Below are 24626 nucleotides of genomic sequence, written 5' to 3' on the forward strand. Positions count from 1 at the left end.
TATAAACGGCGTTTAGAAATAGCAAGTGCGTGCTGCGCTGAGTCCCCTCCGGGAGACGTCAGCGGCGGAAGGATAGCAATGCGTGTTGCGCTGAATCATCCTGCGGGAGGCGTCAGCGAGACCAGCAGAGAGTTAAGAAAGAACCCGCCCTAGTGAGGAATGAGGTGAGCTACAACTGTTTAACATTCCGTAAATTGTGGTAAATTCAATTCCATGATGACGATCACTATATTCGGTGCTACAGGACATGTTGGCAAGCACCTGGTACAGCAGGCTCTCGGCAAGGGGTATTTTGTAAAAGCCTTTGGCCGCAATATCGATAACCTCATTGATAAAGACCTGCGCAGCGACCAGTTTACTGCGATCAAGGGCTATGTATTTGAGGAAAAGGATGTGCTGAAAGCTCTCGAGGGTTCAGATGCAGTGATCTCTGTGCTGGGGGGCTCGTTCGACGGAAAGGATAAAACAAGAAGCCTCGGCCTTAAAAATATACTCACACAAATGGATCATGCAGGGCTAAAGCGTATTGTTGCGCTGGGTGGCATGGGCATACTGGATGATGAATCCGGCAACCTGCTGATCGATAACCCGGATTACCCGCAGGAATACCTGCCCGTTGGTATGGAACATTTACAGGCTTTCCGCTTTTTACAGGCTTCTGATGCAGACTGGACTTTTGTGTGTTCTCCCGACATACTCAATGGCGATAAAACGGGGAAATATATCACGAGCACAGATCACCTGCCCTCTCCTAATCATTCACAGATCAATGCAGGCGATCTTGCAGATTTCATGCTGCAGGAATTAACAGCTAATCATTACCTGAAAAAAAGAGTTGGTATCAGCCGGTTATAAAAAACAATGCAAAGAGTGATTTTATTTCTTAACCTTTGCGCGGTCAAAACTGGTTCATGGAAATCGCCGGGTATATTACAGCCTTACTGATCGGTATTTCCCTTGGTCTCATCGGCGGCGGAGGTTCCATATTGACTATCCCGGTATTAGTCTACTTATTTCATATACAACCAACCTTAGCTACAGGTTATTCATTATTCATTGTAGGATGCAGCAGTCTTACCGGCGCTGCACTGAATTACCGGAAAGGCCATATCAATCTCAGGGCTGCATTCTTCTTTGGAGTTTCATCCATTATAACCGTTGTACTCATCCGGAAGTTTGTAATACCAGCCATTCCGGATCATCTTTTCAATATCGGTTCCTGGCAGGTCAGCAGATCACTGGCCACCATGCTTTTATTTGCCATTGTGATGATCATTGCATCACTGAATATGCTCAGGAAAGAACCGTTAAAAGAGCAGGACTGCGGGGAGGTTAAAAAGATCCCACTGGGTAAAGCAGTGATTAAAGGTATTGAAACAGGCATTCTTACAGGATTTCTCGGTGCAGGAGGCGGTTTCATCATTATTCCAGTATTACTATTTTCTTTCCGGCTCACCATGAAAGAAGCTATCGGCACTTCGCTTTTGATCATTGCCATGAATTCCCTTTTCGGCTTCGTGAGCGACCTCTACCATCAATCGTTCAACTGGGTATTATTATTGTCTGTTACTGCCATTGCTGTAGCAGGCACTGTTACAGGCGCTCTTTTAGGTACAAAGATCGCCGGCGAAAAACTGAAAAGAGGGTTTGGCTGGTTTGTACTGATCATGGGCTGCTTCATCATCGTGAAAGAATTGCTTGGCGGGCATTAAAAAAGTGCTGCCCTTTTGGAGCAACACTCTGATACTTACTTTATTTTTCTGCTGAAATTAACCGATCGCCTCAAGCACCATTGCACTTGCGCCACCACCGCCATTACAGATACCGGCTGCGCCGATACGGGCATTCTGCTGTTTCAGCACATGTAATAAGGTAACAATGATACGGGCACCACTGCAACCCAGCGGGTGGCCGATAGAAACCGCACCACCATTCACGTTCACACGCTCAGGATCTAAGTTCATTTTTTGCGTATTGGCAATACCTACAACAGAAAATGCTTCATTCAGTTCCACGAACTCAATATCTTTCATCTCCAGTCCTGCCTTTGCAACTGCTTTAGGAACAGCTGTAGAAGGTGTGGTAGTAAACCATTCCGGTGCCTGTTCGGCATCTGCATAGCTGCGGATCACTGCAAGGGGCTTAATACCCAGCGCATCTGCTTTTTCGCTGCTCATCAACACTACTGCCGCGGCGCCGTCATTCATGGTAGATGCGTTTGCTGCGGTAACGGTTCCGTCTTTGGTGAAAGCAGGTTTCAGTTCAGGGATCTTATCGAATTTAACATTGAAAGGCTCTTCATCTTTCGCAAAAAGAACCGGATCGCCTTTTCGCTGCGGAATAGCAACAGGTACGATCTCGGCATCGAATTTCCCGGCAGTCCAGGCCGCCTGGCTGCGCTTGTAGCTTTCAACCGCAAATGCATCCTGCTCTTCCCGTGAAATACCGCACTCCGTAGCACAAAGCTCGGCTGCATTTCCCATGGCGTAATTATGATACACATCGGTAAGACCGTCTTTCGCAAGACCATCCACCAGTGTAACATTACCGTATTTATTTCCCCAGCGCATGTTAGGACTGTAAAAAGGCACATTGCTCATGCTTTCCATACCACCGGCTACGATAATGTCTGCATCGCCCAGCAGAATGGCCTGTGCGCCTTGTGCAATAGCTTTCATACCGCTGGCACAAACCTTATTCACTGTAGTACAGATCACCTGGTCTGGCAGGCCTGCAAATTTTGCTGCCTGACGGGCGGGCGCCTGGCCGGCATTGGCCTGGATCACACAGCCCATCAATACTTCCTGTACAGCATCAGGTGCAATACCTGCGCGTTCTACCGCTGCCCTGATCGCAACTGCACCCAGCTGAGGAGCGCTGAAATCTTTCAGTGCGCCGCCAAAACTTCCGATCGGGGTACGCACTGCCGAAACAATATAAACCTGTCTGTTAGCCATATTATCTGAATTAGGGCGTAAATATAACCAATTACTAACGATTGTTAGCAGGATTCTGCGGTTATTTACCACGCATCCTTCAACCCTTCGTTAATCCGTTCCACTTTATACACATCCCCCTCTTTCCAGTTACGGCTGTAACCGACGAAGAACCATAGCCATAAAGTGCGTGAGAGCCGCATCAGCAAAGGCTGCATTACAACCAGAAGCAATGCATTCACGCCCAGCCACCAGAAAACCCGGTTATCTTCCAGCGATACTCCTACCAATACCCACCAGGCTATAAAGCTGGCCACACTGAGTGCAATGGCAAGCGCATAGCTCACGAAACCGGTGCCGTAATAGAAACCTACTTCGATATCCACAACCTGATTACAAACCGGGCAGTTCCCGTGCATCTGCATAAAACGGTATTGTTTCAGATCGTACGCGCTGGAACGTACAAAAAGATCGCCGCGTCTGCATCTGGGGCATTTGTTCTGCAGCAGGCTGATTATTGCGTTGGGCTTATGATCCGCATGTGTTGCGCACATAAAAAATATTTTAAGAGTGATACAATTGTTTGCGAAAGGTTTCGGGTGTTTGCCCGGTGTACTTCCTGAAGAAACGGTTGAAGTAAGAGTTATCCTTGAAATTGAGAACAGCTGCTACTTCCGCTACCTGCATGCCCGCATTGGTGAGCAGGCGTTTGGCTTCCAGCAGTACCCTGTTGCGGATCAGCTCACCGGCGGTTACTCCAAGCAGTTCTTTGCAGAGGGCATTGAGATAATTGGGCGTTACATGCAGTAGTTCTGCGTATTCACCCGGCATCCTCAATGTCTGGTAATGCTGGCTGACAAGCTTGCGGAACCGCTTCAGCACCATTTGCTGCTGCTGGGGATCTGTTCCGTTTCCTGATCCGTTTTCATTGACCGTAAGCAGCAATTGCAGCAGCAATACCCGCAACAGATCCGGATCGGGACTGCCGGCCGATAAGGTGATCAATTCCCCGAACAGCTGTTCCGCTTTTCCATAAATGGTATTATTCAATTGCAATACACCCGCATTACTTTCCCCGCCGAAAAAAGAAAACCGGTCGAGATAATCCTGTTCCAGCAGGAAACTGCGGAAGAAATGTTCAGAGAAATTGAGAATATAGCCATCCGTATCGCCTGTAAAATGCCAGCTGTGCACCTGGCCCGGCACCATGCAATACAATTGACCGGGTGTTACGGTATATCGGGTAAAATCAATGGTATGTGTTCCTCTTCCTTTACTGAACAGAACCATATGGTAAAAGGAATGCCTGTGCGGGTGATGCAGGTTGGTATAATGCCTTTCAAGATACTCTCCGAACCGTTCTACCTGCAGGTCATCCTGTTTGGCTTCCTGCTGCAGGCTGCAGAGATGGTAAACAGGGATATTTTCCTTTCCCTTCATGAGATTTATTTATACTGCAAAGATACAACACATCATGCCGGAGGTAATGCCATCATTCGTACCATTTATGGTACTTTTTACTGATTAAACGGATCACTATTTACGCCGATGCATATGTTTAAAACATTCCTGCTTATTGCTCACTTTAAAAACGCACCGTATATTACCACCCAAACTGACATCCTTGAAACAGCACCAGCCGGAGAAAAATAAAACAGTACAAACTCCTGACACAGGCAAAGCCAATGCAGGAGGAAAAGGTCTCTCATTGCCAGCGGTTCCGGCTAAACAATTGAAAGCAGCCAATGCTGTGATACAGATGGAGAAAGCAGATATTTATGGTTCTGCGGCTTTTGCAAACCCAGCCGCCACGCTAGCCACAAAATACCCGCAGGCATTGATCAAAGAGGAACCAGGCAGCCAGGGTATCGACGGAGATCCGGATGTTGAAATGATTAAAGTCTTGGCCGGGGAAAAAACAAGGGACAAGTTCTTTACATTCATTTTTGAACGGCTTCAGCAAGCCGAAGCCGATTATAAAAAGTATAGCGAAGCTTTCACTGATAATAGCGAGGATGAGGGTATACAAACACTCATGAATGAAGCAAATGGCAGGGTTCAGAAAATAAAGGCAATACAGGAAAACTCTGATTTATATAAAATCAACGACGTTACCAGCGCAGCCAACTGGTATAAAGCCAATACACTGGCACTGAGCAAAGCGGGCCTGTCTCCGAAACTGATAAGGATTAAACCCGCTAGTTCAGGCGCAGCATCTGCAAGTGCGGCAAAAACTGATGCGCATGATTTCCACCGGGATGCCGGTTATCTTAAAGTGACAGCCGGCGGCGGCGTTTCGGCAGATCTGAACGGACCTTCCAGCAAAGGCTGGGTTCGCGGTCACTCCGGCATCGATAATTATGCACATCGCTTTGTAGAACATATACACGTAGACAAAGACGATCATGAGAATCGTTTTGAGATTTATAATGCAGACAAATCAGTTGTGGATGCTGCCAGGGCTTTCGGCAACTCAAAAAAAGCATCGTTGCACCCCAAATCCGGAGCAGGTTTCGATGCTATGGCTGCTGAAGAAGGTACTGCTGGCGCCGCCAGCCTTGCAAGCGCCATTGCTAAAGCCACACCCAAGCCCAAACCTACTGCAACAGCCACAACAACGACAACAACAGCTGTCGACGATTCCAGTTCTTCAACAGGAGGCGGCACAACAACCACAGATGCAGACGCAAGTGAATCCGATACCGATACTACAGGTTAATCAGGATCAGTTAACCGGAACCCGGTTTGTGTAAATTCGATTTTCCGCTGACGGTAAAGATTGCCGGTGGTCATTTTGAATGCTTTTTTACTCATGCCGAAGAAATCATAGATCTCCTGCGGATCCGATTTATCATGATATGGCAGATAACCGTCATTCTCCTGCAGCAGGCGCAGGATTTTTTCTGCCTCGTCTTCCACTTTCTGGAAACCCGGCTTACCCAGTACTACATCGATCTTATTATCGGGCCTGATATGTTTGATGAATCCTTCCACCTTATCGCCCGGCTCCAGATCGCGGAACACTTCATTACTGTGCAGTACGCCGGTATGGCGGTTGTTGATGATCATCACATAACCCAGCTCCGACTTGCGGTAGACCACGAGTTGCACCTGTTCCATTTCTTTTACCGTAAGCTCGTCGTTTGACAGGAGCGAATCGATCTTTTCAGTTGCGGCCACCCTGCCGGTCATTTCATCCAGGTATACTTTTACCAGGTAACGGCCGCCGACCCGCATTCCGCCCAATTGCCTCGATGCAGGCACAAAGAGATCTTTCATCAGTCCCCAGTCGAGAAATGCACCCTGCCGTGTTACGGCTACAGCTTCCAGTTTCACTATATCTCCAACCACAGCTTTGGGTTCCTGTGTGGTAGCGATCAGGCGGTTGTCTGAGTCGTGGTAAACGAATACATGCACTTCATCACCAATACGCAGGTTTTTGGGTGCAAAACGTTTGGGCAGCAGGATGCCTTCCGCGCCATCGTCGAGATAAAAACCGAATTCAACTTTGCGGTTCACTTTTAGGGTATGATATGCTCCTGCCTGTACCTGACTCATGATATATTCCTTATTTAAGCTGCGAAGTTAAGCATTGTTGGAGCAGCAAGATGATCTATGTATCTGAACGACTAAGCTGTTGATTTTCTGGCCGGAACGTAAAGTTTTTATACTTTGCACCTATGCGGTCCATTTTATATTTTCTGATCTTCACCGTTTTTGCCGTTTCAGCCAGGGCCCAGCAGGTCAATGGTAACTGGTACGGCCTTGGCACAGTACTCTCCAATGGCGTAAGCAGCAGCTATATGGCTGAAATGCAGCTGAAGCAAACAGGTAAGAAAGTAACCGGTGTACTGAATTATTATTTCCGCGACAGTCTTTTCAGCGCATCGCTCAACGGAAGTTTCGATCCTGTCAAACGCAGGCTGGTTATTAACCCTGTTCAAATGATCTATTACAGGTCTACAAGCACTCTTAACGGTATTGACTGTATGCTCAGCGGTTCATTTACACTGCTGACTTCCAAAACAGCGTCTACACTAACCGGCGCTTTTACCAGTGACGCAGAACACCGGTATACGGTACCGCCGCTTAATTTCCGTTTTCATCTTTCCAATGATACGGCTGCTGTTGCTATCGAAACAGGGCTGGAAGACAGGGGCGACACTGCAACAGCCGGAGTGATCCTGCCGCAGGCAACCGATACTGCCACTGCAGCTATGCGTAACGATTTCCTGCTACGCAGTAAAACGGTAGCAAAAGAGGTGATCATTCATTCAGCCACCGTACGGGTTGAATTGTACGATAACGGCACGATCGATAACGACTCCGTTTCCCTGTTCCTGAATAACCGCGAAGTATTACCGGCATCGCGGCTCACGCATAAAGCGATCCGGCTTACACTTACGCTCGATCCAAACCTTGAATACAATGAGCTGAGCATGTTTGCCGAAAACCTGGGTGCGATTCCGCCCAATACCGCTGCACTGATCCTGTACGACGGCAATATCCGCCACGAACTGATCCTTACCAGCGATTTCAACAAGAGTGCTACGATCCGGCTGAAAAGAAAAGAGGAGTAAGTTCCGGTTAAGTTTTTTCCCGTTGTTCAATGGCCTGCTTCAGGCCCTGTAACCCGCTGCGCATGATCAGCCGGTGATTGTACCTGAACAAGGGTTTCAGTAAAAAAGCCATGCGGTTCATCCAGGGAATACGTGTACGGACTTTCCACGAGCAGATCGCAACAGTGGTGGTATCATGGCAGGAAAACTGCCATTCGCCCGTTCCTTCAAGATCGCCGGTTGCAAGAGCCGACACAGACTGAAGCGGTTGAATATCCGTGATGCAAAGCGTAACTGAAAGTTTATAAAAGAAAGGGCTTTGCCACTTATAGCGCCAGGTTTTACCGATCTCATCCTGGTCACCCGCTGCAAGCAATTCCACTGCTTTTACTTCCGGCCACCAGCTGGGCCAGTTGGCGCAATTGCTGATTTCAGACCACACCAGCTCCTTTGGCGCATCCAGTTCCCAGCGGGTGATGAATGAATAGGTTTCGGAAGACATACTGTAAGTTACGTCAAACAAACGGCCCCGGATCGGAATGATACGGGGCCGTTCTGTTATTGCGGTTTAGAACAATTCAGGCGGAGCATTTTCTTTCTCCGGCCTGTGCTCCCATTGCATTTCAGTGGATTTATTGAAATCGGTCAGCTTGGCGCCAACGGCTTTCCACCCCATGATCTCTACCATGCTGGCTACCTTGAATTTGTTGGTACGCTGCTGCGTGCCTTTGCCCGACTGTACTACCAGGATCGGGTTGTCATCGGTGGTAGCTGTTTCCAGGTAATTGTTTTTTCCTTCCTTGATGAAAAGGAACCGGGTCTTCAGTGTTGTGGTTTCGATACGGAAACGTTTGATATTGAACTGCTGTTTATCATGGTCCAGATAGACAGCAGTGATCACTTTTTCCGGGTTGAACTTTTCGATGAGAATGATCTTTTCCGGTTCGAAGCGCTGTGTCATCTCCGTATCGGTAAGTTCATAGCTGCCGTCTGTATATAACACCAGAATCTTCTCTTCTTCGAAGCTGCCGAGATATTGTCCTTTTTCTTCGGTATTGAGCCTGCCGAACTTATCATCGAACCAGAGTTTACGGCCTGCGAGTGTGCTTCTTCCCGCTTCTTTGAACTTCACAGCCTTAACAGGGTATTTGGTCACCTGGTTACCCATGCTGCCACGTCCTTTGATTTCGAGTTCTTCAAAATAGAAATCGAATTCCTTGATCCTTGCCGAACAGTTCGGGCTCAGTACGATCTTCACTACTTCGGCTTCACCGTTGAGATTGGCTGTGAAATAATGCACTTTGCTTTTATCCGAACCTTTGGTGAGATCGTATTCCTTGTCGCGTGTGATACCGGTTACATTGAAACGTTTGGCATAGCTGGTACCGGAAGCGCCGTCGAGATAGATCATGTTGTATGTAGTGCGTTCATCGTTCTTCTGGAAAACAGCCGCATAAAGGATATCTTTTCCGATGAACACCTTATCTGCCACTTTCACGATCTTCATCTTCCCTGCTTTTGTGAATGCGATGATATCGTCGTAATCAGAACAATCGCAGAGGAATTCGTCTTTTTTAAGACCGGTACCGATAAACCCTTCCGCACGGTTCAGGTAAAGCTTGGTATTGGCAATAGCCACATGTTTCACCTGTATGGTATCGAATTCCCTGATCTCCGTTTTCCGTTCCCGGCCTTTACCGTATTTCTTAAGGAGCGTTTCAAAATAAGCAACGGCAAAATCGGTCAGATGTTCCAGGTCGTGATTTACCTGGCGCATGTCTGCTTCAATGGCTTTGATCTGTTCATTGAGCTCATTGATATCGAGACGATAGATCCTGCGCACCGGTTTTTCGGTCAGCTTCAGGATGTCTTCACGCTGTACGGCGCGTTTCAGTTTCTTCTTATAGGGTTCGAAAGCTTTATCGATCGAGAGGATCACTTTCTCCCAGGTCTCATGCTTCTGTTCCAGTTCCTTATAGATCTTTTCCTCGAAGAAGATTTTTTCCAGGGATGTATAATGCCATTTGTCTTCAAGTTCTGCCAGTTTGATCTCCAGCTCCTTTTTCAGTAAAGTGCGGGTATTTTCGGCGGATACCTGCAGCAGTTCCTGAACGCTCAGGAACATCGGCCGCTGGTTTACGATCACGCAGGCATTCGGGGAAATACTCACTTCGCAATCTGTAAAGGCATATAATGCATCGATGGTAATATCCGGAGAAATGCCTGCTGCGAGGTCGATCTGGATCTCGATATCTTTTGCCGTAACATCCGTTACTTTTTTGATCTTGATCTTACCCTGGTCATTAGCTTTGGTGATGCTTTCCATCAGCTGGGAGGTTGTGATCCCGTAAGGCACATCACGTATCACCAGCGTTTTCTTGTCAAGTTCTTCGATCCGCGCGCGCACACGTACCTTACCGCCGCGTTTCCCGCCATTATAATTGGCCACATCGATCATACCTGCTGTCTGGAAATCCGGGAAGATCTCAAACTTCTTTCCTTTCAGGCATTTGATAGTTGCATCGATCAGCTCACAAAAGTTATGTGGTAATATCTTGGTTGAAAGCCCTACCGCAATACCTTCCGCACCCTGTGCCAGCAGCAAGGGAAACTTCATGGGAAGGGTCACCGGCTCATTCTTACGGCCATCGTAACTCAGTTGCCATTCTGTTGTTTTTGCGTTGAAAGCCACTTCCAGCGCGAACTTCGAAAGTCTGGCCTCGATATACCTGGGCGCAGCCGCATCATCGCCGGTACGTACATCCCCCCAGTTACCCTGGGTTTCTATCAGCAGGTCTTTCTGTCCGAGGTTTACCAACGCGTCACCTATACTCATATCCCCATGCGGGTGATACTGCATACTCTGTCCGATGATGTTGGCCGCTTTGTTGAAACGACCGTCATCCATCTCCTTCATGGAATGCAGGATACGGCGCTGTACGGGTTTTAATCCATCTTCAATGGCCGGTACGGCACGTTCCAGGATCACATAAGACGCATATTCCAGGAACCAGTTCTTATACTGGCCCTGCACACCTGTTTCATTTTCAAAAACCCTGTTCTCTTTTTTTTCTTTCGCCATTATAACTACACGCTTTTTCAGAAGCTCTTTATGATTATTCCTTACTATTATCAAACACGGAACGTATCCATGTTGCCATCTTCAAACGAATTCAGTTCAAGTATCATGATATCCGTTTCTGCAATCACTTCATGCCAGGCATAAGGTTCGATCGCAATCAGTGCCGGGGCTTTTATTTTTTCAGTTCCCTTTTCCTCACCCTGCACATTGAACCAGTTCAGTGTAACCTCTCCCTGCATCAGTATGATCTTTTCTGGGTTTTTGTTCGCCGACAAACCCTTGTGATAATGCCGGCCGCTTGCACTTCCTTGCTTACGATAGGCAACAATGAACTGACCCGTCCTGTCATTCTCAAAAAAATGCGTACTGCCGCGCTCATCTTCACCTGCTTTCTCTACCGGTATTATACTGATCATTTTCCTTTTTTTATAATTGATACAATTCCAGCGGCTGGCCGCTGGGATCGTAAAAGAACACAAACTGTTTACCTGTAAGTTCATCCAGCCTGATCCCTTCATGTTTTACACCATAAGCTGAAAGCTGTGCTGCAGATTTTTCCACATCCGTTACCGAAAAAGCCAGGTGCCGCAATCCCTTTGCCTCGGGAAAAGAAGCGCGCTCCCGGTAATCCGGGAAACTGAACAACTCCAGCTGGTACCTTCCGTTCAATGCAAGGTCCAGTTTGTACGACTGCCTTGCTTCCCGGTAGGTTTCGCTGATAATGTTGAATCCGAGTACTTCCGTGTAGAAACGTTTACTTTCTTCATAATGCGCATTATCCGTCAGCAACGCAACATGGTGTATGGATTCTATTCCGATCATACCGTTGTTTCTGCTTCGGTTGTTTCTGTTGTCTCTGCTGCTCCGGGAAACTTCACCACCACTTCCTTCCAGCCCTTGCTCCAGTCGCCTGCCAGTTCCAGTTTACCGGCTGCGGCCATTTCCTTTATCCGCCATACCAGGAACACATCCCCGGTCTTTACTTTCATTTTGCCAAGCGCTGTATAAATCAGTTTGCTCAGTTTCATGGCACCGTTCAGGTGAGCGAGCAGGTCTTTGTCGTAAAAATCCACATCCTTGCTCACGATCTTCTTCCCGCCTTCCAGGAATCGGACCAGGGCATTTTCGTTACAGAGTTTTTTCCATTCGTCCGGGTCCAGCTCAAATTCACTGAGTGTAATGGGCCGGGCCAGTTTTTTAGCTTTGAGGAATTCCTTCGGCTGGATCTCATGGAGATGGGTAGGATAAAAAATGCTCCCTTTTTCATTGATAAAAGGAAGATTGTTCAGGTATAAAACCTGTATCCGGCCCTGGTAATCTTTCAGTTGCGGCATCAGCCAGTAATAGCTGCATACATCATGCGCATTCTGCCCCATCCAGATCCAGGCCTCGGCCTCCGGTTGCTCATCCAGCATTTTCAGCAGGTTGTGGACAGCCAGCTTATCATCTACTATATTAACTGTATCGGCATAAGGTGAATGTTCCAGCAGGGTTTCCCACCAGCTGCGGCGGGCCTGGTAACCTTCGGTATGATAAATATCGCCCAACGGTCCTACTGCGAAATCGTCCTTGATCTCTACGATCTGTCCCTGCAGGCTTTCATCCAGTTCTATCGCTTTTTCCAGCGCGGTTACATTGGGTTGTTCAAATACAATATGGATCATGCGGGTTGCTTATAATAATGATATAAAATTCTTTCGGATCAGGCTACTGCCGGTTCGCCATCTTCTACCCTGTCGAGTTCTACTTTCAGGTTATTGATGATGAATTCCTGCCTTTCCATGCTGTTCTTGCCCATATAATATTCGAGCAGTTGCTGGATATGATCCCCCTGTTCCAGGATGACCGGTTGCAGACGCATGTCTTCGCCGATAAACCGTCCGAACTCTTCCGGTGAGATCTCACCAAGACCTTTGAACCGGGTGATCTCCGGCTTGTTGCCCAGTTTTTTTACTGCCGCCTGTTTTTCCGTTTCATCATAACAATAGATCGTTTCCTGTTTATTCCTTACCCTGAACAATGGTGTTTCAAGGATATAGACGTGTCCGCGTTTTACCAGGTCGGGGAAGAACTGCAGGAAGAATGTCATTAAGAGCAGGCGGATGTGCATGCCATCCACATCGGCATCGGTAGCGATTACAATATTATTATAGCGTAATCCTTCCAGTCCTTCTTCAATATTCAACGCGTGCTGCAGCAGGTTGAACTCTTCGTTCTCATACACCACTTTCTTGGTGAGGCCGAATGCATTCAATGGTTTACCGCGCAGACTGAATACTGCCTGCGTATCTACCTTTCGGGATTTGGTGATGCTTCCGCTGGCGCTGTCACCCTCGGTAATGAATATAGTAGTGTTGGACTGATTAGATACAAACTCTTCCTTATTCTTCGCCGGTGGTTCATCATTCAGGTGCACACGGCAGTCGCGCAGTTTTTTATTGTGCAGGTTCGCTTTTTTGGCACGTTCATTGGCCAGTTTACGGATCCCTGATAATTCCTTACGTTCTCTTTCACTCTGTTCGATCCGTTTTTTCAGTGCATCCGCAATTGCCGGGTTCCGGTGCAGGAAATTATCCAGTTCACGTGCAAGGAATTCCAGCACGAAATTTTTCATGCTTGGCCCGCCTTCATAAACACTTTGTGAGCCCAGTTTGGTTTTGGTCTGACTTTCGAAAACAGGCTCCTGTACCCTTACAGAAATAGCCGCCACAATACTGGTGCGGATATCGGAAGCTTCATAATCTTTCTTGTAAAAGTCGCGGATCACTTTCACATAAGCTTCCCTGAAAGCCTGCTGGTGCGTTCCGCCCTGTGTGGTATACTGGCCGTTTACAAATGAGAAAATGTCTTCGCCGTAATCGTTGTTATGCGATAAAGCGATCTCGATATCTTCTCCTTTCAGGTGGATGATCGGATAGCGCAGTTCATCCGGATTCGTTTTACGCTGCAGCAGGTCGAGCAGACCATTTTTGCTCACATATTTCTTACCATTGAAATGCATGGCGAGGCCCGCATTCAGGTAGCAGTAGTTCCAGAGCTGGTTATCGAGATACTCGTGGATAAAATGGAAATTGCGGAAAACAGTGTCATCGGGCGTAAAAGTAACCAGGGTTCCATTGGGCTCCTGGGTGGCCTGTTCCTTGTACTCTTTTACAAGAATTCCTTTTTCAAAGTCGGCAGTTTTCTGTTTACCATCGCGGAATGCCGTAACACTGAAATGCTGGCTGAGGGCGTTGACCGCTTTGGTACCCACACCGTTCAGACCCACACTTTTCTGAAAAGCTTTACTATCGTATTTGGCACCGGTATTGATCTTGCTCACCACATCCACCAGTTTACCTAATGGAATACCACGACCATAATCTCTTACCGTTACAGTCTTTCCTTCAATACCGATCTCAACCTGCTTACCATAGCCCATGGTATGCTCATCGATACAGTTATCCACCACTTCCTTGATCAGCACGTAAACGCCATCATCGGGAGCAGAACCGTCGCCCAGCTTACCGATATACATGCCCGGACGTAACCGGATATGTTCCCGCCAGTCGAGCGACCGTATCGAATCTTCATTATACTCATTCAATTGCTTCACTTCAGCCATAATCGCTTAATCTTAATATGTTAGCCGGGCATTCAATAACGCCGGACGATCATTTATATTTTATTCCACAACCCGCAAATCTAAAAAGCTCCTGCCTTGCCCCAAGTTTACTTTTCTACAAATGGCATTTCACTGTGGATAAACCAGGAGACCTTAACTTTGCAGGATCAGTCAAAATCCCAAATATATCGAAACAGATCTCAGGCGGATTGCCAGCCTTGCAGCAGAAAAACAGTCAGAGAACGACCGTTTTGTTCCTTTTCTCAAGTCATTACCAGTTGCCGAAACGGATGCAATAGTACACCAACTTAATGAAACCATCACGCCCCAAATCAACTGCCTGGATTGTGGTAATTGCTGTAAAAGCCTGATGATCAATGTCAGTGAACCGGAAGCAGATAATTTATCTAAAAAATTAAATAAGACACGTAAAGAATTTGATAATCAATATATTGAAAAAGGGTCGAATGGGATGATGCTGATCAATACGATCCCTTGTCATTTTTTACAAGAAGATAATGCCTGTTCCGTTTACGAAGACCGTTTTGAGGGTTGCAGGGAGTTTCCGGCGCTTCATTTACCTTATTTCAGCAAGCGTCTCTTTTCAACTTTCATGCACTACCCGCGTTGCCCGATCATTTTCAATGTTATAGAGGAATTGAAGCTCAAAACTGGCTTTAAGGATGAATATTAAATTATAACTAAACAATACAACAAATTCATTTTAAATAATTTATATGATTTCATTCGGAGTTGACATCTTGCTAAAAGCAAACCCAGACTGGAGGGATAATTCCATCGGGCTGGTAACCAATCATGCGGCAACTACAGGAAAACTGGTCCCTTCGAGGAAAGCGTTGGTGGAAAACGGATTCCGGATCACACGATTATTTTCCCCTGAACATGGCCTGAGCGTAACCGGGGCAGATGGCCTTGCCATGCATGATGGAACTGACCCTTTAACCGGCCTGCCTGTTACAAGCCTTTACGGCGACAAACTTGCGCCCGATGAAAAGGATCTGGCGGATATAGACATGTTGCTGTTCGACATACCGGATATAGGCAGCCGTTTCTATACTTATCTCTGGACGATGACCTATGTGCTGGAATCGGCGGCACGCTATAAGAAGCCATTGATCATACTGGATCGCCCGAACCCTGTTTCCGGGAACCTGGCTTTGGCGGAGGGACCATTACTGAGGGAAGAAAGCGCGTCCTTTATCGGCCGCTGGCCCTTACCTGTCCGCCACAGTTGCACCCTGGGCGAGCTGGCGCAGTACTTCAACACCACCAGGGGAATTAATGCAGACCTGCAGGTATATAAATGCGAAGGCTGGGATCGTGGTATGTTCCAGCCCGACTGGGGTGTTCCATTTGTTGCAACCTCACCGGCAATCCGGAATTTCGAAAGTATGTTACTCTACCCGGGGTTATGCCTGCTGGAAGCCACCAATATCAGCGAAGGCAGAAGCACACCCTATGCATTTACTGTCGCCGGAGCGCCGTGGATCAATAGCAACGAGTTGTCAGGGATCCTTAACAGCATGTTTTCAGAAGAAGTTGAAACACAAGCAATTACATTTACACCATCCGAAGGAAAATATGCAGGGCAGTTATGTCACGGAATAGTATATAAGGTTAATGAAATTTTTGATTTTCAATCAGTTATGAATGGATTACTGTTAATTAAGGTGATCAGGTCACTTTATCCTGCGCATTTTGCGTGGGGAACGTATCCTACGCATGTAAACCCAAGCGGGATAAATCATTTAGATAAATTACTGGGAATCAATGAAATCGAAGCATTATTTGAATTGCCACTTAATTCATTCATGGCTACTTTTACCCGTGAAATAAGGGTAAAAGACTGGCAGGAAGATGTAGCACCGTTTTTACTTTACTGATCCAGCAGGTCGCGAATCACAATGCTTGAAAGCATGCAGCCAAAAATCGCCGGCATATAGCTGACCGTTCCGATCAGGGATTTTTTGGGGAACGCTTTCTCCGTTTCGATCACTTTGTCCTGGTCTACTTTCTCTGCACTGAACACCACTTTGATGCCGGTGCGTACCTGCTGTTCATGCAGTTTTTTCCTGACATAGCGTGCAAGATTACATTCATGTGTCTTCGAGATGTCAGCGATCTCAATCCGGGCAGGATCCATTTTTCCACCTGCGCCCATGGAAGAAGCAACAGGAATATTCCTTTTTTTACACTCAACCAGGAACTCTACTTTGGGAGATAAGGTATCGATACAATCCACCGCATAATCAAACTCACCGGAATTCAGTAACTGAACGGTCAGCTCTTCTTTAATGAACTGCGGCAAAACAGTCAGCTGCAGTTCGGGGTTGATATCTTTCAAACGCTCTGCCATTACATCCGCCTTAGGTCTTCCTGCCGTACTGTGCAAGGCCGGGATCTGCCGGTTGGTATTGCTGAGATCAACCGTATCCGCATCAACGATGGTCATCTTCCCCACCCCTGACCTTGCGATCATTTCAGCACAGATGCCGCCTACACCGCCCAGTCCAACCACAAGCACATGTTTGTTCATCAGCTTTTCAACCTGTTCGTTGCCAAGCAGCAACTGTGTCCGGCTCATCCAGTAAGGGATCATAACAATTCTTTTTACCGTTTACAATGCGGATTGATCATTAATTTAGTCTGCAAAAATGTAGTTCCTATGCGGTTTATTAAAATCTTTTCTGTGTTGTTGTTATTGTCGGTGTTGAGCCATGCCCAGTCGCCCGCGTACATCCTCCTCCATTCCGGCAAAAGGATAAGCCTTCGTGGCCTGTCTGTAGTAACAGACAATATTGTATGGGTAAGTGGCAGTTCGGGCAGTGTAGGCCGTTCTACGAATGGTGGCAGCAGCTGGACCTGGATCACGGTGCCGGGTTATGAGAAAAGGGACTTCAGAGATATAGAGGCATTCGATTCATCCACTGCAATAATTGTTGCGGTGGCAGAACCGGCCGTAATTCTTAAAACCACGGACGGCGGCCTCAACTGGAAAAAAGTTTATGAAGATACCGCTAAAGGAATTTTTCTCGATGCGATGGATTTTAAAGATTCCAGGAACGGCGTGGCGATCGGCGACCCGATCGACGGCCGGCAAGCTTACCTCGCAACTACAACCGACGGCGGGAACAGCTGGAAAAAAACGGATCCTTCGCGCAGCTATGGACCACTGGCTGACGGAGAGGCTTTTTTTGCTTCCAGCGGAACCAATATCCGTTTTACGAAAGCAGGCACTTATGTTGTAACAGGCGGTAAAAGGTCTGTATTGTTTACCGGTACCAGTCAATATGATTCTTTGCCGATCGTGCAGGGACTTGAATCCACGGGAGCCAATTCCATAGACGTATACGATGGCAAAGCAGTTATAGTAGGCGGTGATTTCAGCAAGGATACCATCAGCTCGAATAATTGTGTGCTGGTAAGCCTGGGTAAAAAACCGGTTTTCAGCATCCCGGAAACGCCACCGCATGGTTACCGGTCATGCGTTATATACCTGAACAGTAACCAGCTGGTAGCCTGCGGAACGTCAGGGATCGATCTGTCGGACGATGGCGGCCGCAACTGGCGTTTATTGTCGCGTGACAGTTTTCATGTAGTTAAAAAAGCAAAACAGGGTAATGCAGTATACCTGGCCGGCGGCAATGGCAGGATCGGCAGGTTAAAATAAAAGTTCGAACTCATTAAACCCTGCGGAACAGGAGCAGTCAAACCTGTAATGTTAAAAAGCAGTTTTTAAGTTTCTTTATGCAGCAGGGTAAACAAGGGGCAGGCCGGAAGCGGTTGCCCCTTTGTTATTTCTTGAATGCGAAGTAAACAGCGCCGAGGATAAACAGGAAACTGACCATGTATTTCCATTGGAACGGTTCTTTCAGGTATACGACTGCAAACACGGCAAAAACGACCAGAGTGATCACTTCCTGGGTGATTTTGAGCTGGAATCCGTTAAACCCGTTGGCAAAACCTGCACGGTTGGCAGGCACCATCAGACAATATTCGAAAAAAGCGATACCCCAGCTGACAAGAATGGCTTTCCAGAGCGGAACACCCTTCTCCTTAAGGTGGCCATACCAGGCAAACGTCATAAAAATATTGGAAAGCAGCAGCAGGCCAATGGTTTTGATCATATCGTTTAGTTTGACTTTCGTGCAAGTTACAGCAAGAAGCGGTACCGATATTGCCAGATTGCCATCCGGCAAAACATAGCACGAATCTTGCATTACTCAATTTGTAAAAACAGAAGAGAATGAAAAAGTATCAGGCGATCATCAAATTTACAATGGACGAGGATTTTATGGCGCTGGTTCCACCGCATCGCACTTATATTAATTACCTGCTGAACAAAGGCATCATCGATAGTTATGCAGTGAGTATGGAAAGTCATACCTGCTGGATCACGCTCAATACCGAAACAAAAACAGAGGCAGATGCTTATTTGTCGAAGTCGCCGCTGTATAAATACTGGAGCTATGAAATAGAAGAATTGTTTCTCTATGATAGTCAGCAGTATAGGCTTCCTGCGCTTCAATTAAATTAATTAAAAAAAAAAGAAAGATTTTTTTTGGTAGTAATGTGTCATCCCCTATTTTTGCACTCCCAACAACGAAATAAGTGAAGGGAAAAAAGGGAGCATAGCTCAGTTGGTTTAGAGCATCTGCCTTACAAGCAGAGGGTCCGCGGTTCGAACCCGTGTGCTCCCACAGAGAAAGCCTTAGCAGAAATGCTGAGGCTTTTTTTATTGTAGCCTGTTTTATACACAAACACTTCAACCATTCGAAATCGATTGGCAATCATTTTCTTAGAGTGACTCTCGCTATTTTATTAATTGCTTCACATCAATATTGCAATACCTCAAAACGTAACGTAGAAAACTTGTTTTTTGATTGATCCGATTTCTGTTTTCCTGCTCGCATTTGAAGCATTTGCAAACAATTTGCAAACAACCAATTTTAATGCAGTAATCAACTGAATGGAATTGTAAAAGAACTATCTCTATAAAGATACATTCTTTCTCAAAATTGCAAATACATAACAAGCTAACGACCCAATACCGATCCAGCCCAGGAAAAATATTTCTTTTCAAAACTTAGCATATTCGAAATATTTTATTTAGCCTTGCCTAAATATTTGATTTAGTCGCGTGTTCGATAACTGAGACAGTAAAAGATTATTAATGGGAAAAAGGAAAATCAAAGTATTGAGCGCCATCAGCCTGGGGATAATTCTATCTATATCCTGCAGCAAACTATTACCCCAGCTCCCTACAGATGATAGTATTTTAGATGGGCCGGTTGATGGACTTTCGCCCGAACAGAATCGAATATTTCTTCGTGGGGATTTTGCCTTCAATGATGAAGTATTCACATCCTCAAATGGACTGGGGCCAACATTCGTTGCAACTTCTTGCGGGAGTTGTCATGCAGGTGACGGGAAAGGACATCCATTTACCACATTGACACGGTTCGGACAAAGCGACACGTTAGGTAACCAATTTCTCCATCTGGGCGGCCCTCAGCTTCAATCAAGGGCTTTACCTGGTTACAAGCCGGAGGTTTTACCAGCCGGAGCAACTTTTTCCCGTTTTACACCGCCGGCCAATACCGGTTTGGGATTATTAGAGGCTGTCCCTGATGCAACATTGATCGCATTATCTGATGTAAATGATGCAGATGGTGATGGCATATCCGGACGTCCCAATTGGATAACCCTTCCCTCTTACACAATAATTAAAACAGGCGCTATCCATAACAATGGAAAGTATATTGGCCGTTTTGGCAAAAAAGCATTGGTTTATGACTTACTTCAACAAACAGCTAATGCCTACAATCAGGACATGGGGATCAACTCTTCCTATGAATCCATTTCCACTTATAATAATCTCCAGGTAGATCCTGAAATACCCAATCAAACCATCCTCGACGTGGTGTTTTACCTGCAGACCCTAAAGGCTCCCGTCCAAAGAGATCAGCAGGATCGTGAAGTATTGGCAGGCAAACAGTTATTTATTCAAATCAGCTGCAGCAAATGCCACATCCCACAATTACAGACAGGTCCATCCCCAATTGCAGCAATCTCCAATAAGACAATATTTCCCTATACCGACCTGCTGCTACATGACATGGGGCCAGCGCTTGATGACGGATATACAGAAGGAACTGCACTAACGCCAGAATGGCGAACACCCGCTTTGTGGGGATTGGGACTATCCAAAAACTCACAAGGCGGCCAGGTTTTCCTTATGCATGATGGACGGGCAAGAAGTATTACTGAAGCCATTAACCTTCATGGAGGTGAGGCAAACAATAGCAGGAAGTTGTTTCAACAATTAACTGAATCAGATAAAAACAAACTCATCAAGTTCCTAGAATCATTGTAATTATCACTATGACCAGAAAAGATTTTTTAAAGAATGCCTGCAATGCATGTCTTTCTGTTACACTAACAGGCACGTTAATCTCATCCTGCACACCGACACAGTACATAAGCGGGAAGATTCAAAAGGATGGCATTACGATTTTGAAGACTGATTTTGTAATTCACAAGGGAAAGAATCAGGGATATAATTCATTCATCATTGTTAGAAATGAAACACTTCTATATCCCATCTGTGTACATAGAATAAGTGATGCTGATTACGCCGCGGTCTGGATGAGATGCACCCACCAGGGAACAGAACTACAGGTATCCGGCGATATGCTCCAATGTGCAGCACACGGAAGCGAATTCAATAAGCGTGGGATTGTTACTAATGGGCCTGCAGGCTCCAATCTTCGAAGCTTTCCTGTAAAAGTTAACGGCAATGAAATATTCATAGACCTGCGAAAATTATCATGATGAAAATCTGCTTATCAATACTATTCATTTTCACAAGCTTTATTGTCCAGGGGCAAATTGATCCGGAGTTGCTGCGAAACTTTTCGATTGACACAACTGAACGAAAATTAAACATGGATGCTGTTTATAACCGACCTTTTATTCAGGCCGGCAAGTTGCCTGTAGCATTGGGCGGTTATGTTGAAGCCAATTACCAATATTTAAATGAAAATGGCATTAGCAAGGGGCACGAATTTCAGATGCGCCGCCTTACTCTTTTTGTTTCCTCTACAGTTTCCAAGCGAATTAAGTTTTTGACAGAGTTAGAATTTGAAGAGGGAACAAAAGAAATAAACATTGAATTTGCTTCCGTAGATTTTGAGTTTGAGCCATTGCTCAACTTTCGGGGTGGGATTGTAATGAATCCCATAGGAGCTTTTAACCAAAACCACGATGGCCCCAAGTGGGATTTTGTCGACCGCCCCCTTGCCGCTACACAAATGCTTCCTGCGACATGGAGTAATGTCGGGTTCGGGATATTCGGCAAAAAAAGCAAGCACAACTGGACTTACGGCTATGAACTCTACCTGACCAATGGGTTTAATGAAAGCATTGTTTCCAATTCTATGAATAAAACATTCCTGCCAGCCTCCAAAAGTGATCCTGATCGCTTTGGGCAATCTGTAAATGGGATGCCGCTTTTTACAGCAAAATTCGCTTTAAGAAATACCAAATTAGGAGAAGTCGGCATTTCATACATGAGCGGGATCTATAATCAGTTTGAAAAGGACGGATTGGTTTTGGATAAAAAACGTGCAGTAACGGCTTACGCAATTGATTTTAATACAACTATTGCTAAGACAGGTACATTCATCAATGGAGAATGGGCTTGGATTAAGATCGATGTACCCGATACCTATACAGAGCAATTTGGCAGAAACCAAACAGGAGGCTTTATTGATATCGTCCAACCCATTATACGCAAACCGCTTTTTGGTTTTACCAATTCTGTATTGAACGCTGCCCTTCGCCTGGAATATGTGGATTGGAATAAAGGAAAATTTGTTTCCACTGGTGAAAACATCTCAGACCATATTTATTCAGTAGTACCATCTTTAAGCTGGCGTCCGTCCACTCAAACTGTATTCCGTCTCAACTATCGTTACAATTGGCAGACCGATCTTTTAGGTAACCCTCCTTCTAGGATGGCGGGATTTCAATTTGGCTTCTCAACCTATCTCTGACAGAAAAGATGTCTCAAAAATTCACTGCACGAATCCAAAGCCTCTTTTCAATATTATCAAATGTTAATCATTAAAGAATTCTTATGAGTGGTAAGGAGAAGAATGGCCAGCCTTCTAAATTGCATTAGCACTAAAATTTGACTGAAATGATGAAAATTTTTAAAGTTTCTGCACTTTTAATTGGTTTGACATTATTGATAAGTTCATGCCGCACCGTATCTTATATGGGTGACAAACTCCCCCCTACATCAAAACTCGATGTCTATTATGACACGAAGGATGTAAAGAAAAATTATAAAGTAATTAGACATATTTATGCTTCCACTTTAATTAGAGCGGAAAAAACAAGGGAAGCTATTCTGACGAAAGCTAAAAGCGCCGGAGCTGACGCTGTGATCATACCGAAGATAACCACAAACACAAATGGCAAAACTACGGAGTCATACCAGGAGGCGGATGCAATAAAATATTTAGATTAGTATTACAAAGACTCACTTTAGATCAACTTACGAAATTTGACGTTGCTCCTGCCTGGGATTGGCAATGGCGTATATATTACATATCCAAATTTATGTAAATCATGCAAGCATCGCTGATAAGTTGAACGTGCAGAAATCTTTGCGCATCTCATGATCTTTATCCTATCGAGCAAAACGCGATCAGGACGTTGCTGAATCTCCCATTCACATAACAGAGCAAAATATAAACTGATATGTGAAGCGGCTATTCTTGGATCATCCCCCACAACAGCAAAAAAATCAGGTAGCAGTATTTCTTTCACAGTTTTCTTTTCACCCCAGTTCTACCTGACCTGGAACGTTTTTCAATCAAACCGCCATTGGACGTTCCATCTTCTTCTTTTTTGAGCAATTGTTTTCGATCAGCTATTAATTTTCTTTCAGCCCACTTGCTTTGAAGAAAGCGCAGTGCCTCCAGGAAGGTAAAAGGCTCCTGCTGCCCCACCAGGTAAAACCTTTGTGAAATCTCACATTCGGCTTTTTGATTGTTCAGGTTTGGAATATACTTTTCCAAATGTGTGTTTATCCAGTGCCTCCCCCTGACAAGGCCACCCGTATCAAGATCATTAGCCTTCAGTATCAATTGCAAGGCAAGTTCGCCCTGGCTATTTTGCTCATCAAGAGCTCCCAGCTCTCTTAATTGATAAAACTTTGACCAATTAACAGCTCTCATCTCAGTGTCTAATTCAATTAATGCAGGTGGCAAAACTGGAAACCTGAACAGATGAGCTGAATAGGACACAGCATCCCAATGTCCGGAATCACCTTTTACGCATTGAACCTGAAAAACACAATTTGAATCGTCCAGGTAAATCTTATGTAAGATTTCAAATTGGGATGGGTCAAAGCAGATAAACGCTCCAAGCCTTTGATCGATATCGGAAGGAAAGCCCAGTTTTAATAACCGGGCTTTCAATGATTCTAAATTCTTTAAATGCATAGTTAGGATTTTAAGCAGTGAGACCTTTGCTTTTTCCAGCTCTCTTTTTCGGCAATAATTCATCCGAAACAGAGTTATTTGCGGTCACCTCTTTTTTTTTAGCATCACTGGTGCCAACGGATTTCCCCTTCTCTGAAGATTCTCTGGTTGGCGAACCCAGGCTTTGTCCGACCTCCTTTTGCTTAGCAGTCTGATCAACAGGTGCCTGTCCATAACGAACATCCTGCTTGGGGCCAGGAACGTACAGCTTAACATTGTCCATATCAAACATTTTGACTGTCTTGAATTTAGGATCTGCTGCCAACTGCACAGAAATTTCCTTGCCCCCCTTGATCAGCGTTGCGTGCGCGAGTTGACCACGCTGCAGGGCTACATAAAGTGCCTCCATACGGTCAGGATCCCCTAATTCCTTTAAGGGAATACGCCCTACAGCTTCATGCAGATCGTAACCATAACTGTTATTGAAATAGTTGACCTTTGCCTGACCGTTTTCATCACGATTACTGAAATCCAATTTGATCCAGGCTTTGTAGGCATCGCCTTCTTTGGGCGTTATTTCCTTGTAGACACTTCTTCCGCATAAAAGGTTACACGCTTCGTCCAGCCCGACAGACTTACCCTTGTTGTTAATAAAAAAGGTCTGGCTGGCCGTTCCATTGTGATTTTGCAGGGTCGCGTCATACTTATTAAAGAAATACATATCACTCCCCTCCTGTTTAGACCTGGTAAAATAAAGCGTAGCCTCCATTTTATCTTTTCCAAATTCATGGCTGGCAGAAATCTGAAATTCAGTCTGTCCCTCTTTGATCCTTTTCTCCAGTTGCGTAACCAGCCCCTCCCCGAAACCTGCAAAAAACAATTGCTTTTTGAGGTACTCCAAATTGTCCTGATTCATGTTACTTGGTTTTA

At 45.7% G+C, this 24626-nt stretch carries 26 protein-coding genes and 1 tRNA gene; 13 read left to right on the plus strand and 14 right to left on the minus strand.

The features are described from left to right. The first annotated feature begins 213 nt into the window (after window positions 1-213). On the plus strand, window positions 214-855 hold the full coding sequence (locus B5D42_RS09850) for an NAD(P)-dependent oxidoreductase (protein ID WP_078831335.1): 642 nt from the start codon (window positions 214-216) through the stop codon (window positions 853-855). Between the two features lie 56 nt (window positions 856-911). After that, window positions 912-1712 (plus strand): sulfite exporter TauE/SafE family protein, encoded by an 801-nt coding sequence (locus B5D42_RS09855; protein WP_078831336.1) that lies wholly within the window; start codon window positions 912-914, stop codon window positions 1710-1712. A 57-nt stretch (window positions 1713-1769) separates the two neighbouring features. Here B5D42_RS09855 and B5D42_RS09860 read toward each other — a convergent pair whose 3' ends face one another. From B5D42_RS09860 to B5D42_RS09870, 3 genes are all read right to left on the minus strand, one after another. Beyond that, entirely contained in the window at window positions 1770-2957 is a 1188-nt protein-coding gene (locus B5D42_RS09860) for an acetyl-CoA C-acyltransferase (RefSeq protein ID WP_078831337.1), read from the minus strand. A 65-nt stretch (window positions 2958-3022) separates the two neighbouring features. After that, window positions 3023-3490, minus strand: coding sequence for a DUF983 domain-containing protein (locus tag B5D42_RS09865; RefSeq protein WP_078831338.1), 468 nt, complete (start codon window positions 3488-3490; stop codon window positions 3023-3025). Window positions 3491-3500: 10 nt separating this feature from the next. After that, window positions 3501-4376, minus strand: a complete 876-nt coding sequence (locus B5D42_RS09870; protein WP_078831339.1) for an AraC family transcriptional regulator — start codon at window positions 4374-4376, stop codon at window positions 3501-3503. A 184-nt stretch (window positions 4377-4560) separates the two neighbouring features. On the opposite strand from B5D42_RS09870, the gene B5D42_RS09875 reads away from it, so the two are divergent. Continuing rightward, entirely contained in the window at window positions 4561-5655 is a 1095-nt protein-coding gene (locus tag B5D42_RS09875; RefSeq protein ID WP_078831340.1) for a hypothetical protein, read from the plus strand. Here B5D42_RS09875 and B5D42_RS09880 read toward each other — a convergent pair. Next, entirely contained in the window at window positions 5652-6494 is an 843-nt protein-coding gene (locus B5D42_RS09880) for a CvfB family protein (RefSeq protein WP_078831341.1), read from the minus strand. The genes B5D42_RS09875 and B5D42_RS09880 overlap by 4 nt on opposite strands. Window positions 6495-6616: 122 nt before the next feature. On the opposite strand from B5D42_RS09880, the gene B5D42_RS09885 reads away from it, so the two are divergent. After that, window positions 6617-7516, plus strand: coding sequence for a hypothetical protein (locus B5D42_RS09885; protein WP_078831342.1), 900 nt, complete (start codon window positions 6617-6619; stop codon window positions 7514-7516). A 7-nt stretch (window positions 7517-7523) separates the two neighbouring features. Here B5D42_RS09885 and B5D42_RS09890 read toward each other — a convergent pair whose 3' ends face one another. The 6 genes from B5D42_RS09890 to B5D42_RS09915 form a co-directional block, all read right to left on the minus strand. After that, window positions 7524-7997 (minus strand): SRPBCC family protein, encoded by a 474-nt coding sequence (locus B5D42_RS09890; protein WP_078831343.1) that lies wholly within the window; start codon window positions 7995-7997, stop codon window positions 7524-7526. A gap of 66 nt (window positions 7998-8063) precedes the next feature. Further along, a complete protein-coding gene (locus tag B5D42_RS09895) occupies window positions 8064-10577 on the minus strand; it encodes a DNA gyrase/topoisomerase IV subunit A (protein ID WP_078831573.1) in 2514 nt (837 codons plus the stop codon). Window positions 10578-10627: 50 nt separating this feature from the next. Beyond that, complete coding sequence (locus tag B5D42_RS09900; RefSeq protein WP_078831344.1) at window positions 10628-10993, minus strand: cupin domain-containing protein; 366 nt, start codon at window positions 10991-10993, stop codon at window positions 10628-10630. A 10-nt stretch (window positions 10994-11003) separates the two neighbouring features. Then, window positions 11004-11399, minus strand: coding sequence for an SMU1112c/YaeR family gloxylase I-like metalloprotein (gene gloA2 / locus B5D42_RS09905; protein WP_078831345.1), 396 nt, complete (start codon window positions 11397-11399; stop codon window positions 11004-11006). Further along, window positions 11396-12241 (minus strand): DUF1835 domain-containing protein, encoded by an 846-nt coding sequence (locus B5D42_RS09910; RefSeq protein ID WP_078831346.1) that lies wholly within the window; start codon window positions 12239-12241, stop codon window positions 11396-11398. Before B5D42_RS09910 ends, gloA2 begins: the two co-directional genes overlap by 4 nt. Window positions 12242-12279: 38 nt before the next feature. Beyond that, a complete protein-coding gene (locus tag B5D42_RS09915) occupies window positions 12280-14181 on the minus strand; it encodes a DNA topoisomerase IV subunit B (RefSeq protein ID WP_078831347.1) in 1902 nt (633 codons plus the stop codon). A 340-nt stretch (window positions 14182-14521) separates the two neighbouring features. Here B5D42_RS09915 and B5D42_RS09920 point away from each other — a divergent pair, with 340 nt between their 5' ends. Both B5D42_RS09920 and B5D42_RS09925 read left to right on the plus strand, forming a co-directional pair. Continuing rightward, window positions 14522-14875, plus strand: a complete 354-nt coding sequence (locus B5D42_RS09920) for a YkgJ family cysteine cluster protein (RefSeq protein ID WP_262507787.1) — start codon at window positions 14522-14524, stop codon at window positions 14873-14875. A gap of 43 nt (window positions 14876-14918) precedes the next feature. Further along, entirely contained in the window at window positions 14919-16085 is a 1167-nt protein-coding gene (locus B5D42_RS09925; protein WP_078831349.1) for an exo-beta-N-acetylmuramidase NamZ family protein, read from the plus strand. Here the strand turns inward: B5D42_RS09925 and B5D42_RS09930 are convergent. After that, on the minus strand, window positions 16079-16801 hold the full coding sequence (locus tag B5D42_RS09930) for a tRNA threonylcarbamoyladenosine dehydratase (RefSeq protein WP_078831350.1): 723 nt from the start codon (window positions 16799-16801) through the stop codon (window positions 16079-16081). The two genes, B5D42_RS09925 and B5D42_RS09930, sit on opposite strands and share 7 nt — an antisense overlap. Window positions 16802-16867: 66 nt before the next feature. On the opposite strand from B5D42_RS09930, the gene B5D42_RS09935 reads away from it, so the two are divergent. Further along, a complete protein-coding gene (locus tag B5D42_RS09935) occupies window positions 16868-17872 on the plus strand; it encodes a WD40/YVTN/BNR-like repeat-containing protein (protein WP_078831351.1) in 1005 nt (334 codons plus the stop codon). Between the two features lie 124 nt (window positions 17873-17996). Here the strand turns inward: B5D42_RS09935 and B5D42_RS09940 are convergent, their stop codons facing one another. Next, window positions 17997-18329: a DMT family protein gene (locus B5D42_RS09940; protein ID WP_245825644.1), complete on the minus strand. Its 333-nt coding sequence runs from the start codon at window positions 18327-18329 to the stop codon at window positions 17997-17999. Window positions 18330-18448: 119 nt separating this feature from the next. Between B5D42_RS09940 and B5D42_RS09945 the strand changes: the two genes are divergently transcribed. The 6 genes from B5D42_RS09945 to B5D42_RS09970 all read left to right on the plus strand — a co-directional run bounded on the left by B5D42_RS09945 (window position 18449) and on the right by B5D42_RS09970 (window position 22738). After that, on the plus strand, window positions 18449-18739 hold the full coding sequence (locus B5D42_RS09945) for a hypothetical protein (RefSeq protein ID WP_078831352.1): 291 nt from the start codon (window positions 18449-18451) through the stop codon (window positions 18737-18739). Between the two features lie 88 nt (window positions 18740-18827). Then, a tRNA-Val gene (locus B5D42_RS09950) sits at window positions 18828-18902 on the plus strand. A 473-nt stretch (window positions 18903-19375) separates the two neighbouring features. Further along, window positions 19376-20578, plus strand: a complete 1203-nt coding sequence (locus tag B5D42_RS09955) for a di-heme oxidoredictase family protein (protein WP_078831353.1) — start codon at window positions 19376-19378, stop codon at window positions 20576-20578. 8 nt (window positions 20579-20586) lie between these two features. Continuing rightward, entirely contained in the window at window positions 20587-21036 is a 450-nt protein-coding gene (locus B5D42_RS09960) for a Rieske (2Fe-2S) protein (RefSeq protein ID WP_078831354.1), read from the plus strand. Next, complete coding sequence (locus B5D42_RS09965) at window positions 21033-22259, plus strand: hypothetical protein (protein WP_078831355.1); 1227 nt, start codon at window positions 21033-21035, stop codon at window positions 22257-22259. Before B5D42_RS09960 ends, B5D42_RS09965 begins: the two co-directional genes overlap by 4 nt. A 146-nt stretch (window positions 22260-22405) precedes the next feature. Then, entirely contained in the window at window positions 22406-22738 is a 333-nt protein-coding gene (locus tag B5D42_RS09970) for a hypothetical protein (protein WP_139367091.1), read from the plus strand. A gap of 298 nt (window positions 22739-23036) precedes the next feature. Here the strand turns inward: B5D42_RS09970 and B5D42_RS09975 are convergent, their stop codons facing one another. After that, on the minus strand, window positions 23037-23717 hold the full coding sequence (locus tag B5D42_RS09975) for a hypothetical protein (RefSeq protein ID WP_078831357.1): 681 nt from the start codon (window positions 23715-23717) through the stop codon (window positions 23037-23039). A gap of 10 nt (window positions 23718-23727) precedes the next feature. Continuing rightward, complete coding sequence (locus tag B5D42_RS09980; RefSeq protein ID WP_078831358.1) at window positions 23728-24612, minus strand: hypothetical protein; 885 nt, start codon at window positions 24610-24612, stop codon at window positions 23728-23730. Between the last annotated feature and the right edge of the window lie 14 nt (window positions 24613-24626).

The organism is Sediminibacterium ginsengisoli (genome assembly GCF_900167075.1).
GTDB classification, from domain to species: domain Bacteria; phylum Bacteroidota; class Bacteroidia; order Chitinophagales; family Chitinophagaceae; genus Sediminibacterium; species Sediminibacterium ginsengisoli.